The organism is Helicobacter burdigaliensis (assembly GCF_003670295.1).
Lineage (GTDB): Bacteria > Campylobacterota > Campylobacteria > Campylobacterales > Helicobacteraceae > Helicobacter_D > Helicobacter_D burdigaliensis.
Map to the genome: position 1 here is coordinate 147,532 of NZ_QXJG01000002.1, position 13,370 is coordinate 160,901.

General features: G+C 32.3%; 14 protein-coding genes and 1 tRNA gene. 10 read left to right on the top strand and 5 right to left on the bottom strand.

Annotated features, from left to right (window positions below; genetic code table 11):
- The first annotated feature begins 36 nt into the window (after positions 1-36).
- Both EBF09_RS02075 and EBF09_RS02080 read left to right on the top strand, forming a co-directional pair.
- Positions 37-870, top strand: coding sequence for a WYL domain-containing protein (locus EBF09_RS02075; protein WP_121763487.1), 834 nt, complete (start codon positions 37-39; stop codon positions 868-870).
- Positions 871-924: 54 nt separating this feature from the next.
- Positions 925-1,785, top strand: a complete 861-nt coding sequence (locus tag EBF09_RS02080; RefSeq protein ID WP_121763488.1) for a BspA family leucine-rich repeat surface protein — start codon at positions 925-927, stop codon at positions 1,783-1,785.
- 432 nt (positions 1,786-2,217) lie between these two features.
- On the opposite strand, the gene EBF09_RS02090 is transcribed toward EBF09_RS02080, so the two are convergent.
- Together EBF09_RS02090 and EBF09_RS02095 are read right to left on the bottom strand one after the other, a co-directional pair.
- Positions 2,218-3,369 (bottom strand): PDDEXK-like family protein, encoded by a 1,152-nt coding sequence (locus EBF09_RS02090; protein ID WP_121763490.1) that lies wholly within the window; start codon positions 3,367-3,369, stop codon positions 2,218-2,220.
- A 9-nt stretch (positions 3,370-3,378) separates the two neighbouring features.
- Positions 3,379-3,768, bottom strand: a complete 390-nt coding sequence (locus EBF09_RS02095) for a hypothetical protein (RefSeq protein WP_121763491.1) — start codon at positions 3,766-3,768, stop codon at positions 3,379-3,381.
- 216 nt (positions 3,769-3,984) lie between these two features.
- Between EBF09_RS02095 and EBF09_RS02100 the strand changes: the two genes are divergently transcribed.
- The 7 genes from EBF09_RS02100 to EBF09_RS02130 all read left to right on the top strand — a co-directional run bounded on the left by EBF09_RS02100 (position 3,985) and on the right by EBF09_RS02130 (position 10,656).
- Positions 3,985-5,748, top strand: a complete 1,764-nt coding sequence (locus EBF09_RS02100) for a DNA polymerase III subunit gamma/tau (protein ID WP_121763492.1) — start codon at positions 3,985-3,987, stop codon at positions 5,746-5,748.
- Positions 5,738-6,139 (top strand): tRNA (adenosine(37)-N6)-threonylcarbamoyltransferase complex ATPase subunit type 1 TsaE, encoded by a 402-nt coding sequence (tsaE, locus tag EBF09_RS02105; RefSeq protein WP_121763493.1) that lies wholly within the window; start codon positions 5,738-5,740, stop codon positions 6,137-6,139. Before EBF09_RS02100 ends, tsaE begins: the two co-directional genes overlap by 11 nt.
- Before the next feature lie 37 nt (positions 6,140-6,176).
- Positions 6,177-6,899 carry an LPS export ABC transporter ATP-binding protein gene (gene lptB / locus EBF09_RS02110; RefSeq protein ID WP_121763494.1) on the top strand — a complete coding sequence of 241 codons (723 nt, stop codon included), beginning with the start codon at positions 6,177-6,179 and terminating at the stop codon, positions 6,897-6,899.
- Positions 6,896-8,176, top strand: coding sequence for an RNA polymerase factor sigma-54 (locus EBF09_RS02115; protein ID WP_121763495.1), 1,281 nt, complete (start codon positions 6,896-6,898; stop codon positions 8,174-8,176). Before lptB ends, EBF09_RS02115 begins: the two co-directional genes overlap by 4 nt.
- Before the next feature lie 87 nt (positions 8,177-8,263).
- Positions 8,264-8,710 (top strand): DUF1104 domain-containing protein, encoded by a 447-nt coding sequence (locus tag EBF09_RS02120; protein WP_121763496.1) that lies wholly within the window; start codon positions 8,264-8,266, stop codon positions 8,708-8,710.
- A 30-nt stretch (positions 8,711-8,740) separates the two neighbouring features.
- Positions 8,741-9,397, top strand: coding sequence for a response regulator transcription factor (locus EBF09_RS02125; protein WP_121763497.1), 657 nt, complete (start codon positions 8,741-8,743; stop codon positions 9,395-9,397).
- Positions 9,382-10,656 (top strand): sensor histidine kinase, encoded by a 1,275-nt coding sequence (locus EBF09_RS02130; protein ID WP_121763498.1) that lies wholly within the window; start codon positions 9,382-9,384, stop codon positions 10,654-10,656. The genes EBF09_RS02125 and EBF09_RS02130 overlap by 16 nt, the downstream gene beginning before the upstream one ends.
- On the opposite strand, the gene EBF09_RS02135 is transcribed toward EBF09_RS02130, so the two are convergent.
- From EBF09_RS02135 to EBF09_RS02145, 3 genes are read right to left on the bottom strand one after another with little or no spacing between them, the layout of a single operon-like run.
- Complete coding sequence (locus tag EBF09_RS02135) at positions 10,640-11,671, bottom strand: sensor histidine kinase (protein ID WP_121763499.1); 1,032 nt, start codon at positions 11,669-11,671, stop codon at positions 10,640-10,642. The genes EBF09_RS02130 and EBF09_RS02135 overlap by 17 nt on opposite strands.
- Positions 11,668-12,006: a rod-binding protein gene (locus tag EBF09_RS02140; protein WP_121763500.1), complete on the bottom strand. Its 339-nt coding sequence runs from the start codon at positions 12,004-12,006 to the stop codon at positions 11,668-11,670. Before EBF09_RS02140 ends, EBF09_RS02135 begins: the two co-directional genes overlap by 4 nt.
- Positions 12,007-12,015: 9 nt before the next feature.
- Positions 12,016-13,101, bottom strand: coding sequence for a flagellar basal body P-ring protein FlgI (locus EBF09_RS02145; RefSeq protein WP_121763501.1), 1,086 nt, complete (start codon positions 13,099-13,101; stop codon positions 12,016-12,018).
- A gap of 141 nt (positions 13,102-13,242) precedes the next feature.
- On the opposite strand from EBF09_RS02145, the gene EBF09_RS02150 reads away from it, so the two are divergent.
- Positions 13,243-13,320: transfer RNA gene (locus EBF09_RS02150), tRNA-Pro, on the top strand.
- Positions 13,321-13,370 lie beyond the last annotated feature (50 nt).

The following is a 13,370-nucleotide window of genomic DNA, read 5'->3' on the forward strand; positions in this document are numbered from 1 at the left end:
CAAAAAGATAGTTTAAAATATATACAAAGTAAGGCTATGCAAAAAATAGAAAACCAAAAAATAAAGCGTTTGAAATATATTTGTTCTAAAATCAGCCAGGTTCCTTGCAGTATTAAGGAATTATCCCTTGAATTAAAGGTAAGCACTAAGACGATTAAAAGAGATTTAGAGAGCTTAAAAGCTATCAAAGTGGGTAATAAGTGGAAAATTGAAGTGGATATTTTAGAAAGCTTTTATAAAAATTTTATTCACTTAGAAGCTTTAGAGGATGCGTTTAAACTGCCTAAAACGAGCCAAAAATCTATTTTTATCCATTGGGAGGCAGAAAAACTTAGCAATGAAGATCTAAAGAATTTTAGAATTTTAGAAAGAGCAATTAAAGAGAAAAAAGAAGTGGATTTTGAGTTTAGGGGGATTAGCTTTACTCTAAAGCCTTTAAAGCTCGCATTTTTTAGTGAGTTTTGGTATCTTTTAGGGCTTGATAGTGCCAAAGAAGATAAATTTAAAAAGTTTTATTTTAAAGATATAAAAAATATTAAAATAGGGAAGAATAGTTTTAGCACTCAAATTCCACTAGAAGAAATTTTAAAAAATGCAGATTCCATTTGGTTTAGTGAAGATTGCTTTAGCGTAAGACTTTTTATAGAAGTACCCATTGTAAAATATTTTTTAAGAAAACCACTAAGATCGCAGAAAATCTTGGGAAAAGATAAAGATGGATCACTAGAAATAGAAGTGCAAGTGAGTAATGAAATGGAGATTTTGCCACTAATTTATAGCTATATACCTTATATTAAAGTGCTAGAACCTAGAAGCTTGCAAGAGAGTATTAAACAAACTTTAAAGAGCTATTTAAAAGAGATAAAATAGACAAAATTTGTCTAAAACATAATGTTAAAATTGTAAAAAACAAAAGGCAAACCAATGAAATATAAGCCCAAAAATAAAGACGAACTAAAGAAGCTAGTGGAAGATACAAGCGTATATTTAGGCGATATTGATACAAGCTTAATAAAAAACATGGAAACTCTTTTTATGAGAAGTGTGAGAAAAGATTTTAGTGGGATAGAAAAATGGAATGTGAGTAAAGTTAAAGATATGGGCTTTATGTTTTTTGAAGCTTTGTATTTTAATGCAGATATTAGCACTTGGAATGTATCTAGTGTGGAACATATGGAAGCTATGTTTAATGGGGCTATTAATTTTAATCAAAATTTAGATGCTTGGGATATAAGCAATGTGCGTGATTTTAGAGAATTTGAAGAAAATACCAGTCTTAAGGATTTACCTATTTGGCTAAAAAGCGAAACCTATAAAATAGGAAATAAATATAAACCTAAAAACAAAGGGCAACTAAGAGTGCTAATAGAAGATGAAGGAGTGAATTTAGGGGAGATTGATACAAGCAAAATTACAAATATGGAAGCATTGTTTTTGGGAATGAATTATAGGGAGGATTTTAGTGGGATAGGGAAGTGGAATGTAAGCAATGTGCTTAGCCTAAACCATACTTTTTATGGCTTAGAAAATTTTAATGAAGATATAAGTGCTTGGAATGTTAGCAAAGTAGTAGATATGTGTGGAATGTTTTATCAAGCAACAAGTTTTAATCAAGATATAAGCGCTTGGAATGTAAGTAAAGTTACTAATATGGCTTTGATGTTTTGTGAGGCAACAAGTTTTAATCAAAATTTAGATTCTTGGGATATAAGCAATGTGGGAGATATGAGGCATATGTTTGATGGAAGCGGACAAAAAAGACTGCCTAAGTGGCATAAAAGATAGCACTAAAATAACTAAGGACTTTTGCATTGATAAAATAGCTTGTGGCAGTTTAAAGAAATAAAACCATAGACTGATTTATCTTTAAAATCGCATTTGCATTCTAATAAAGCTTTTGATATTTGGTATATTTTCTTGTGTGAAATTAATGTAATAGATTTTTTGCTAGAAAAATGATGAAAATTTTCAAGGTTTTTTGAATACTCACAAGCATCACTAAGCCCTTTAAAGTCTAATCCCAAAAGAGTTAAAGTTAAAGAATATCTTAAAAACAAAAGGCAAAATAATAATCTTGTGTTTGTTTAGGTTTAAAAATAAAGCCTAGATACGCAGTTTAAATCCACTACTTCTAGTCTTTAAGATAAGATCCTCGCAAGTCTTTGCAAACTTGCAATAAAAAGTTTGTATAAAAATTTTGTGTTAAAAGTTTTTCTTTTAACTACATTGATTTAATTTTTTATTTGCTTCTAATAATTTTTCATAATGATTGCGTATTAATTTTTGTGTATCTTCAATAAGGTTTTTAGAAGAACGAAGCTCAACAAACTCTTTTTTTAAATCATTAAAAATTTGTGGAGTTTCATTATAAGCATCTTGGATGCCATTAGTGCCATTTTTTAGATATCTAATGCCAAAAGAGCGGTAAACATTGTTAATATCTTGATAAACAAATGCAAAGTAATAATCGTTTGTTTGCTTAGGCTTCAATGCAAAGCTTAGATATTTAGCAGAATCTTCATCGTTTATTTTTATAACCTCCCAGTCTTTAAACCTTTCTTCTTTTAGCAAGTCTTTACAGATTTGCTTTAAAAAATTTGCAATCATTTCAAGTATTTTATCTTCTTGTTGTAAAATTTCTAATGCTAGACTATATGTATCACTGCTATTTTTTTCTTTTAAAAACTCTATAATTTCCATTTGATTCTCCTTTTGATTTGTGATTTCTTTTACTGCATCTGTGTAAAATTCTATTGCATAGTAGAGATTTGCTATATTTTTTACCTTTTCTTTTATGTTTTCACACCATTTTAAAATATCCTTTTCATAAGAAATTTGGCGATAGTGGAGTTCTTTATCTCCCTTTTTTATGGTATTTTCAATAATCTTCCAACTTTCTAAACTGCTAGGCTCATTGCCATAAGGTGTTAGGTAGATGAGGTATTTTTCTCCATTTTGACTATCTAAACTATCTAAAAAGTTTGCATAGCGATCTAATTGCACCTCTTGCTCTTTTGCATAAATTTTATTTTCTATCACAATATGAAAATTTTTAGCTTTTAAATATAGATCCAATCTTCCAGATTCTATATTAAATTCTGTATAAATCTTTAAATCTTCAAAATTGCTTTCATCTATGTTGCATTGCTTTAAAAACTCTTTCAAAAACAAATCCCCTTGAGCGTGATTTCCATTAGGATTTAGTAAAGAGCAGAGCATATTAGAGTGCATTTGCACTTCTAAATGTGCTTTTTGCACGACTAATAAAGGATTGTATTCATTTATCCCTCTTCTTTTGCGCTCTTCTAAACGCTTATTTTTAAATTTAGCAAATTCAATAAAAAAATCTTGATAATCTTGATTTTTCATAATTTCTCCTTATAATTCTTGATAAAAACAAAGCAGTTTTACATTTTCCTTGTCGCTTTCTTTAACGCTAAAAATAACACTAGTATCATCGTCTATCGCATCTTCTAAAACTTTTGCTTTATTATTTGCAAGCCCTTCTAAACTTGCTCCTTTTAAAATATCAAAACTTGCTACAAGCATACAAATTTTATGATTTTCAAGCTTTTTTAAAGTTAAGTCATTTGCATTTTCTTTATAGATATAAAATCCACCATTTTTTAAAATGCTTGTGGCTTTTTTCATAATTTCAGTAATATCTATACTTATTATAGCTTTTTCACCACTTGTTTCAAAAGGCTTGGAAGCTAGAAATTCCTCTCTTAAAAGTGCTTCCAGCTTATCTAAATCTTTTTCTTGCATTTTTTTCCTTTGTGAATAGTGTTGATAAGAATTATAGTATAAAATTTTGGACAAAAAATGTCTAAATATTATCCATTGATAATCATCTTTTTGAAAAGATATATTGTTTTGTAGAGATTAAAACATAAAATATTTATTTTTTGGATTTTAGGGTATTTAATCAAAATTAGAATATCTTTATAGTAAAATATTTTCTTTAAATTTCAAGGGAAGTTGATGGAAGAAATTAGTGAAGCATTAGCATTAAAATATCGTCCTATGGATTTTGATGAGCTTGTAGGACAAGAGGCTGTGAGTAAAACTCTCTCTTTGGCTTTAAATAGCAAACGCCTCTCTCATGCTTATTTGTTTTCAGGACTTAGAGGGAGTGGAAAAACTTCAAGTGCAAGGATTTTTGCAAGAGCATTGCAATGTGATGAGGGTCCTAGAGCCAAGCCATGTGGTGTGTGTGCTAACTGCATAGCAGCTAATCCTCATAAAATGCGACATATTGATATTATTGAGCTTGATGGTGCTTCAAGCCGTAAAATTGATGATATTCGTGATTTAATCGAGCAGACAAAATACCATCCAAGTATGGGAAGATTTAAGATTTTTATTATTGATGAAGTGCATATGCTAACCAAAGAAGCATTCAATGCTTTACTAAAAACGCTAGAAGAGCCACCAAGTTATGTGAAATTTATCCTTGCAACAACTGATCCTTTAAAGCTTCCTGCGACAATCCTTAGTAGAACGCAACATTTTAGATTTAAAAGGATTTCAGAAAAGAGCATTTTAGAGCATTTAAAAATGATTTTGCAAAAAGAGGGTGTAGAATATCAGGAAGAAGCTTTGAATATGCTCATTAGAAGCGGTTCAGGTTCACTTAGAGATACGCTTACTTTACTAGATCAAGCCATTATTTATTCTAATTATAATATTACACAAAATGTATGTGCTAATATGCTAGGACTTATCAATCCACAAAGCTTAAATGAGCTAATGGATGCAATTTTAGAAGAAAATAAAGAAGAAATTTTGAAAAAAATTGAAGGTTTTTTTGAATATGAATGTGAAATGCTCTTGGATGAGCTTAGTATTTTTCTAAAAGATAAATTAATTAGTGGAAATGATACGCGTTTTAATACATTGATAATTGATAGATTCTTGCGTATTTTAGCGCAGGCTAAGCAACTCTTATTTTTAGGGAGTGAAGATAGTTTTGTGCTAACCCTTAGTGTGTTTAAAATGCTAGAAGCACTTAAGGTTAAAAAGATTGATAAGATGATTGAAGAGTTGCAAAAAGGCGTCTATGAGGAAATGCCCCATAGCATTCAAGTTTCTAAAGGTTCTACAACAGAAACTAAAAAAGAGCAAAGTTTGCCAAAAGAAATCCTAGAAAATAAGAATCTACAAGAACCCATCACGCCTCCTTTAAGTGAGGGGCGAGAGCTTTTTTCACTTTTAGTGCAAAAGCTTTATGAGCGTAGCTATGATCTTGGGAAAAGTTTTGAAGAAAATATAGAATTTGTTTCTTTTAAAAAGGGTGAATTAGTTTGGGAGAGTGGCGCAAAGGGTGAAGCTAAAGAGAGATTAAAAAATGCTTATAGTGTGATTAAGGGTTGTGTGTATGATATTTTTGGTTTGCAAACACAGATTAAAGCGGTGCAAAAACAAATCCAAGAATCTTTGCAAAATAAAAATCAAAAACACGCACCCTCATTAGAGCAATCACAAAACCTTCCACAACAAGAAGATTCACAAACTAAAAAAGAACAAGAGAGTGTTTTAGAGCAAGAAAACCTAAATGCAATAGAAAAAGAAGCAGCACAAGAAGCACAAGAAGCACAAAAGCAAACGCCTTTAGGCAGTCCCCAAATGAGCGCACAGCAAGAAGTAAATGAAGCTTTAGAGCTTCCTTTGTTACAAAGCGCAAAGACAATGCTAGGTATTAAACAAATTAAAGTGCGTCCAAGGAGTGATTTAAATGGTAATTAAGCTACAAGAAGAGGAATTGGATAGATTGTGTGAGAGTATTTCTCTAAAGGAAAATAAAGGAATTTATCTAATAGAGGGCAATTTAGGGAGTGGAAAGACGACTTTAGTAAAGCATTTTGTAAAATTTTTAGGAAGTGAAACTTTTGTAACTTCTCCTACTTATGTTTTGTGTAATTGTTATGGAGATAAAATTTATCATTATGATATTTATCAAAAAAAACTAGCAGAGCTTATGGCGCTTGGTATTTTAGAAGAGTTTGAAAAAGAGGGTTGGCACTTTGTAGAATGGGGAGGAGAGGAGATGGCAAGACTTTTGGATAAAGTTGGAATTGCTTATAAGCGTTTAAGCATAAGTTTAGTGGGGGATTTTAGGGAATACACTTTTAAATAAAAAAAGTGTAAAATTAGGCAAATATATAGAGGTGAATATGCATAAATTAGAAGCTAAAAAACTAACAAAAACTATCAAGAAAACAAAAATTGTTTCAGAGATTTCTTTGGAAGTTAAGAGTGGGGAGATTGTTGGATTATTAGGTCCTAATGGTGCAGGAAAAACAACAAGTTTTTATATGATTTGCGGGCTTTTATCTCCTACAAAAGGAAACATTTATTTTGATAATTTAGACATTACGCGTTTTAGTTTGCATAAACGCTCACAACTTGGTATTGGATATTTGCCTCAAGAATCAAGTGTTTTTAAGGATTTGAGTGTAGAAGAGAATTTGCTCATTGCTGCTGAAATTGCCCTAGAAGATGAAAAAGAGCGAATGCAGAGGATTGAAGAGCTTTTGGAAGATTTTAATATTGAGCCTATTAGGAATCGTAAGGGGATTAATCTAAGTGGGGGAGAAAGAAGGAGAGTAGAGATTGCAAGAGCACTTGTCAAAAAGCCTAAATTTATTCTTTTAGATGAACCTTTTGCAGGGGTAGATCCTATTGCGGTGCAAGATATTCAAAACATTATCCAAAAGCTTTTAGAGTTTGATATAGGGGTTTTGATTACAGATCATAATGTAAGAGAAACACTTGATGTATGCCATAAAGCTTATGTGATTAATAAGGGTATGCTACTAGCTAGTGGAAGTTCTAGCGAGATTTATAAAAATGAATTGGTAAGAAAACATTATTTAGGGGATAATTTTAGATTATGAAACTAAGAACCAATGCTTCTTTAAGTGCTAAAAATAAACTTTCTTCTACATTAAAAAGTTGGTTGCCAATTTTGCAAAGTGGAGTGAGTGAGCTTGAAGAAACTTTGGGCGAGATTTCTAAAGAAAATCCTTATGTAGAAGTGCAATCACAAATTAGCACAGATTTTTCTTCACAAAAAAGAAAACGAGATTCTAATATGCCAAAAAGAGGAAGCTCATTAGATGTAATTGAGCGTTTTTGCATTGAAGAAAAGAGCTTAGAAGAAGAATTGCTAGATCAAATCAATCCTCCACTTTTTCCTACAAAAATTTCTCAAGAGATTGCAAAAAGCATTATTGAATCCTTAGATGAAGAGGGATATTTTATCGGAGATTATGAGAGGATTGCTAGCATACATAAAGTAGAAATAAAAGAAGTAGAGAAAATTAGAGAGCGTTTTGCTTATTTAGATCCGCCCGGAATTGGTGCAAAAGATTTAATCGAATCTTTTCATTTTCAATTAGAAAATATGGATGTAGAGCCATATATTTATGAGAGTGCAAGAAAAATATTGAGTGATTTAGCAAACCATGCAAAATTTAAAGATATTCCTTATTATAAAGAAGCTATGCAAGTGATTTCTAGCTTTAAAAATCCTCCTGCACTAGATTATTATGAAAAAGAAGCAGCGATTATCCCTGATATTTTGGTATTGCAAGAGGCAAATAATATTGAAGTGCAAATTAATGAGAAATATTATCCTAGCATTGAGATACAAACGCACAAAAAGGAAAGTAAAGAAAAGCTAAAAGATGAGTTTGTTAAAAACAAAATAAAAGAGGCGCGTGATTTAGTAGATGCGCTAGAGATGAGAAAGGCAACGCTTTATAAAATAGGGCTTATGATAGTAGAGTATCAATATGAATTTTTTATGGGTGGAGAGATTAAGCCTATGAAGTTAAAGGATTTAGCAGAAGAGTTTAATCACGCACCAAGCACGATTTCAAGGGCAATTTCTAATAAATTTTTAGAATGTGCTAGAGGGATTTTTCCACTTAAAAACTTCTTTGCAACAGCGCTAGATGAGGATATGGCTAATATCACGATTAAAGATTTTGTAGCAGATTTAATCAAAAATGAAAACAAGCAAAAACCTCTAAGCGATAATAAAATTTTGCAACTGATTGAAGAGAAATTTAATATAAAAATTGTAAGACGCACCATTACAAAATATCGCGCACAGCTTAATATTGCAAGTTCTTCAGAGCGTAAGAAACTCTATAAAATGTCTTATTAGCTTTATGTTTGTTTTATTTTAAATTCACGCTTGCTTTATGGAGTGAAATTATAATTGCACCATAAATTTACAACAAGGAGTTTTGTTATGAAAACAAAATTTATGGCAATTTTACTAAGTGGAATTTTAGGTGCAAGTTTTGCTTATGCGCTAGATTTTTCTAAGATGAATAATCAGCAATTAATTGATATGGCAGGAACGATTAAGCCTAAAGATTATCCAGATTATAGAATAGAGGTTAATAAAAGAATCCAAGAGATGAAAATAGGAGAGGCAAGAGAGTTTAGAGAAAAAATGCGTTTGCAAGAGCGAAGTGTTTATGATAAAATGAGTGTAGCAGAGCATAGGGCTTATAGGGATTCCATTCGCGAGGAAATGGATAAAAAGATACAAGGAATGAGTGAGCGTGAGCTTAGAGAAAGCGGATTAAGAAGAGGTGGAATGCACGGAATGCGTGGAATGGGAATGCATCATCAAGGTGGCTATAAAGGTAGCAGGGGAGATTGCATAGGCAATGGTTATAGAGCAAAATAAGGCTTATTGCCTTATTGCAAGGAGTTTAACTTGAATAAAATTTTGTTATTAGAAGATGATAAATTGCTCCAAGAAATTCTTAGAGAATGTCTAGTAGAAGAGGGTTATGAAGTGGTAGCTTGTGAATGTGCTAATGAGGCACTTTCTAAATCCTATGAAGAACATTTTGATGTTTTGCTTTTAGATGTGATGGTGCAAAATGGAAATGGATTTGAAGTTTTAAGGGAGATTAGAAAAAGAGGAGAGCAAACTCCTGCAATTTTTATTACTGCTTTAAATCAAATTAAGGATTTAGAAATTGGCTTTAAGAGTGGTTGTGATGATTATTTAAAAAAACCTTTTGAGTTAAAAGAGTTATTGTTACGCTTAGAAGCGATTTTAAAGCGTCAATACAAAGAACAAAGAGTGGATTTTGGGAATGGATATGAATTTGATTGTAATGAGGGGACTTTATATTATTTGAAAAAGCCTCATAAATTTTCTAGCAAAGAACGGGAGCTTTTAAAGTTGCTATTGCAAAACCAAAATAGTTTTGTGAGTTTGGAGAAAATTTACCAAAACCTTTGGGGGTTTGATGAGGAGCCTAGTGAGCTAAGCTTACGAGTTTATATCAAAGATTTACGCAAAATTGTAGGTAAAGATCATATTTTAACGCGTAGAGGAGAAGGATATTGTTATTACGCTTAGGAGAGAGTAAAAAGACAATTTTAAATATTTTAAGTCTTTATTTAATCACAAGTTGTATTCTTTTGGGAGTATTTTTTTATGGTTGGTATCAAAAAGAAAAAGAAGTGATATTGGATAATAAAATTTTAGAATTAAGAGAGCTTTCACATGGTTTTATAGTGCATCTTTATGAGCATTTAAAAGAAGAACAAGGAGGTTTTAAGGGGCTTATAGAAGATACTTCAAGAGAGCTTCAAATTCCCCTTGGGATTGTAAATGCAAAAGGTATTGTTGTGTTTAGCACATTAGAAACTTTTAAAAAGGGAGATAATATATCCAAATTCATTCCTAAGGATTTAAATAAAAAGCATAAAGCACATAATGATCGGGTTATTAAAATACAAGAAGAATCTTTTTTGCTCACACAAAGAAGTTGGGGGAAATTTTGGAGGTTAGTAGAAACTACGTTAGATAAGGAAAAATTTTATAAAGGTGGGGGATATTTAATTTTCAAAGCAGAGGGAATTTCAGATTCTTTATTTGCTTTGTGGATTGAGATGGCTTTTTGGTTTTGTTGTGCGGTTGTAGGGATCTTAGTGGTTGCGTATTTTTTGGTAAAATTGAGTTTGAAACCCTTAGATGAAAAAATTACCACTTTGAATGCTTTTATTAAGGATTCTACTCATGAGATCAATACTCCTTTGAGCGTGATTTTAATGAGTATAGAACGCATTAAGGAAGAGAGATTAGAACCACAAGATTTGCAAAAATTTAAAAGGATTAAGATGGCTGCTAAAACACTTAGTCAAATTTATGAAGATCTTGTGTGCTATAATTTTCCTCATCTTATGGAAGGCAAAAATGAAGTGATTGATTTAAAGCAATTATTAGGTGAGCGGATTGATTATTTTATGCCTTTTTATCAACAAAAAAATATAGAATTTAGTGCAAACTTGCAAGAAAGTAGTATTTTTGCAAGTAAAACTAAGATAGCACGAGTAATAGATAATCTTTTAGACAATGCCTTTAAATACACAAATACAGGAGGGAGGGTGTATTTAGAGCTTAAAAAAAATAGTTTAAGAGTAGTGGATAATGGCTGTGGAATTAAACCAAAGGATCAAAAAAGAATATTTGAACGCTATGTAAGGAGCAACAAAGAGCAAGGGGGGTTTGGTATAGGATTATCCATTGTAAAAAAAATCTGCAATGCTTATAAAATAGAAATTTCTTGCAAAAGCGAGGAAGGAAAGGGGAGTGAGTTTATCTTAAAATGGTAGTTTTATGTTTGTTTAGGTTTTGTGGCAAGGAGATTTTAAAGCATTTTTTCATCTGATTTAGAAGTGTAATATCGCCATTATGTGCTTCAATGATTTGCAAAGAAAGTGCTAAGCCAAGTCCATTTCCTTTGAGTTTTGTGCTTTTAAAGGGTTCAAATAAAATTTGTGGATTTTCAATAGCTTTTCCATCATCGCAAATTTGAAAAGTCGCTTCATTGTTTTGCATTGTATAAGAAATATTAATATTTCCTGTATCATTTTCACCTTCTTCTATGGCATCAATCGCATTAAAAAGAAAGTTTTGCAACACAATACACAAAAGCTCAAAATCTCCAATCATAGGCGAATCTTCAAAATTAAAATTAAAATGAATTTCTTTGGTGTAAGTGTAATATCCTAAAGCCTCGTTAAGTTCGTTTTCTAAGGCTTTTGGATCAATGCTATCTTTTTGGATATGCACCCCTTTAGAAAAGAGCAAAGTCGCTTTAATAATCCTCTCCACCCTCCAAATAGATTTTTTAATCTCTAGCACCAAGGCTTTATTTTTAAGATCTACGCGGTTTGCCAAAGTGGAAGAAAGCAGGGCAACTGAACCAATAGGGTTTCTAATCTCATGGGCTAGATGTGCAGAGATTTGCCCCATAGAAGCAAGACGCTCACGCCTTTTCTCGCTCGTGATGTCGGTGGCTGTGATGATGATTTTATTAAGCTTTTTGTTAAGTTGCACTAAATAAACTTTTGTTCCAAATTCTATTTCTTGACGCTCTTCGTTACTAATAAGTTCTAAAAGATCGCTAATCTCACTTGCAAGGGTATTTTGGTAGAAAATTTCGCCATTTTCTTGCAAAACCCAAACCGCAGTAGGCAAAATATCCAAAACTTCTTCAAAAAGTGCTCTTAATTCTACAAACTCTTTTTCTACTTCATAAGTTTGTGTAATCAGCTCTTTTAAGCCCTTAGCAAAGGATTCTTTATCGCTACTACTTAGAGATTCTAGCAAGTTTTGATCAATCATTTAGAACCTTTAACTTCTTTTGAGCCTTGTTTGCCTTGCAAGTCTTTTAAATAATCAAACAAAAGATCGCTAAAACCAAAGCTACCGCTTAGGCTTTCTGAAAGTGTATCGCGATACATAGATTCGTAAATCTCATGCCCTGGAGCTTTTGGATAGAGGCTATCATCCATTTTTAAAGCAGTGTTTAGCATATTTTTAATAATAAGTGCTTCAAATGCATCGGTTTGCTCTCTTAATCTTGTATCATCATCTGTTTTTGTGATTTTTGGAGCTTCCTTGGCTGCTTCTAATAATTCTTTTGGATATCCGCTAATTCCTTTAAAATCTAGTTGCATATTCGCTCCTTAGATGATCTCTAAATCTGCATTAAAGGCGCCTGCCTTTTTCATAGTTTCAATAATAGCTATCATATCTTTTGGGGTTGCACCCATTCGTTGTAATGCTCTTGTAACACTTGCAATGGTAGGGTTGTTTGTGCTAGTTACCATACCAAGAGTAGGGCTAAAGGTAGCGCCACTACCTAAATCAAGTGCTTCTGGATCGTTAATATTTTCTGTGGATACTTTAATAGTAATGTTGTTGTGCGTAACCACTACGGGTGAGACTTCCACTCCCATACCGGCAATAACCGTTCCTGTGCGTTCATTAATGATGATTTTTTCTTCTTTGATATAATCTACATCAATATTTTGCACTCTAGCTAGAAACTCTACCATACTCATATTTTCTGGACGCACTAGGCGGATTGTTCTAGGATCAATCGCTGTGGCTGTGATTTGTGTATTGTTTGCTTCATTTGTATTGTTGGTTTTAAAAGCTTCATTCACACTTGTTTGGATTCTAATCGCATTTTGAAAATTTGCCTCTTTTAAACTTAAAGTAGCATTTGTTTTATTATAAAGATCATAAGTAACCTCTCGCTCTACAATCCCTCCACCTGAAAGCACAGCTGCTAGGGGGTGGTTAGCACTTCCGCCTCTTTCGCTTTTTCCACCAATCCCTACTGCACCTTGAGCGACTGCGTAGATTCTTCCATCAAGTCCTGAAAGTGGGGTGAGAAGCAGTGTCCCCCCTTCTAGTGATTTTGCATCGCCTATGCTTGAGACTAAAATATCAATCTTATCACCTTGTCTTGCAAAAGGAGGTAATTTAGCTGTTACCATAACCGCTGCTGCATTTTTAGAGCTAATATCATTAGGATCTACTTTTACATTTACGCTTTCAAGCATATTAGAAATTGATTGCATGGTAAAGGTTGAAGTTGTCTTGTCTCCTGTTCCATTTAAACCCACAACTAAACCATAGCCGATAAGTTGATTTTCTCTAACGCCTACAATATTTGCCAAATCGCTCACCTTAGCACCAAAAAGGGAGGTGCTAAACAAAGAAGCAAGGCATAAACTTGCTAAGATTTTTGATATTTTCTTCATTTGCTACATGTCCTTATACTGCATTTTGAATACTTTTGATAGTTTAGAAGCAAATTGCATTCCAAAAACTATTTTAAGCTTTTTTAAACTTATTATGATAAGATAACGCTTTTATTTATTATAGCTCTTATTTTCTTAAAGCGGAGTATAGCGCAGTCTGGCTAGCGCACACCCTTGGGGTGGGTGAGGTCGTGGGTTCAAATCCCGCTACTCCGACCATTTTAAATCTTTTTATTTTTTCTTCCATCAATTTTATTAAATAGTTTTAT

Excerpts from the sequence above, each read along its gene's own strand:
- EBF09_RS02145 (WP_121763501.1), bottom strand. The coding sequence starts at position 13,101 with ATGAAGAAAATATCAAAAATCTTAGCAAGTTTATGCCTTGCTTCTTTG.
- tsaE (WP_121763493.1), top strand. The coding sequence starts at position 5,738 with ATGGTAATTAAGCTACAAGAAGAGGAATTGGATAGATTGTGTGAGAGT.
- EBF09_RS02095 (WP_121763491.1), bottom strand. The coding sequence starts at position 3,768 with ATGCAAGAAAAAGATTTAGATAAGCTGGAAGCACTTTTAAGAGAGGAA.
- EBF09_RS02140 (WP_121763500.1), bottom strand. The coding sequence starts at position 12,006 with ATGCAACTAGATTTTAAAGGAATTAGCGGATATCCAAAAGAATTATTA.
- EBF09_RS02080 (WP_121763488.1), top strand. The coding sequence starts at position 925 with ATGAAATATAAGCCCAAAAATAAAGACGAACTAAAGAAGCTAGTGGAA.
- EBF09_RS02135 (WP_121763499.1), bottom strand. The coding sequence starts at position 11,671 with ATGATTGATCAAAACTTGCTAGAATCTCTAAGTAGTAGCGATAAAGAA.
- lptB (WP_121763494.1), top strand. The coding sequence starts at position 6,177 with ATGCATAAATTAGAAGCTAAAAAACTAACAAAAACTATCAAGAAAACA.
- EBF09_RS02090 (WP_121763490.1), bottom strand. The coding sequence starts at position 3,369 with ATGAAAAATCAAGATTATCAAGATTTTTTTATTGAATTTGCTAAATTT.
- EBF09_RS02075 (WP_121763487.1), top strand. The coding sequence starts at position 37 with ATGCAAAAAATAGAAAACCAAAAAATAAAGCGTTTGAAATATATTTGT.
- EBF09_RS02120 (WP_121763496.1), top strand. The coding sequence starts at position 8,264 with ATGAAAACAAAATTTATGGCAATTTTACTAAGTGGAATTTTAGGTGCA.
- EBF09_RS02100 (WP_121763492.1), top strand. The coding sequence starts at position 3,985 with ATGGAAGAAATTAGTGAAGCATTAGCATTAAAATATCGTCCTATGGAT.
- EBF09_RS02115 (WP_121763495.1), top strand. The coding sequence starts at position 6,896 with ATGAAACTAAGAACCAATGCTTCTTTAAGTGCTAAAAATAAACTTTCT.